Source organism: Streptomyces hilarionis (assembly GCF_024539675.1).
Lineage (GTDB): Bacteria > Actinomycetota > Actinomycetes > Streptomycetales > Streptomycetaceae > Streptomyces > Streptomyces hilarionis.
On sequence record NZ_JAHHIT010000379.1, the window covers coordinates 1 to 773 of the forward strand.

2 protein-coding genes are annotated in these 773 nt (G+C 53.3%); both read left to right on the plus strand.

Going from position 1 to position 773, the window contains the following annotated elements:
* Positions 1–246, plus strand: a 246-nt coding sequence (locus KMS84_RS43630) for a voltage-gated chloride channel family protein (RefSeq protein WP_256921245.1), incomplete at its 5' end; no start/stop codon positions are given.
* Positions 243–608, plus strand: a complete 366-nt coding sequence (locus KMS84_RS43635) for a hypothetical protein (protein WP_216591887.1) — start codon at positions 243–245, stop codon at positions 606–608. The genes KMS84_RS43630 and KMS84_RS43635, both read left to right, overlap by 4 nt.
* Positions 609–773: the final 165 nt, after the last annotated feature.

Sequence of the window (773 nt, forward strand, 5' to 3'; positions counted from 1 at the left end):
CTGGCAACCATCGTTATGGCCATGGAGCTCTTCGGGCCCGAAATTGCTCCGCTTGCAGCCATTGCCTGTATCGCAAGTTACCTCGTATCCGGACACACCGGGATCTATCACGCCCAGCGCGTCGGCCACAGCAAGCATCACCGTCCTCTTCCGGAGGAAATCCGGCTCTCTGATATCAAGCAATTTCATGCTCAAAGTGAATCCGCCAGCGAGCGGAAAGTGACTCTTGTGGGGGAAGAGAAATGATTGAACATCACCAAGATCGCCTGACAGCTTTGCAACTCTATTTTCCTGGCGCTAGCCGGGCTCGCGTGACCAGCTTCTGGCACCACCTAAGCGCACCTGCACTAGCCCAGCACCTCCTTAAAGTTGCTCAAAAAGCAAAAATTGAGCAGGTCATGCTCAAGACGATTTCTGCAGGTTATTTGCCAGGCCATCGCATCTCCCATCATCACCCGGAGCTTGGCGATATGCGTCATCCCCAGTGTCTGGAATTGCTAGATACAGAGGACAAGCTGCGCGCATTCCTGCGCGACCACGCTGACGAGTTACGCAAGGTGCGAGCAGTTCTTCTCTTATGTGAGTTACCGCTCACTGACGCGTCGTAATTCAGTTTGAAAACAGCTCGGAAATGAAGAAGTAAGGCCGACCGAAGCGTCGGTCACTCGCCACATTAGAGGATGTAGCTATGAACGGCTTTCAGCTGACGTTTTTCACCGAACAGAGTACCAACTACCAGCACCTTCCACTGGGAGAGTGGTTGGTCGAGTTCG

Coding starts and splice junctions, on each gene's coding strand:
- KMS84_RS43635 (WP_216591887.1), top strand. CDS start 243: ATGATTGAACATCACCAAGATCGCCTGACAGCTTTGCAACTCTATTTT.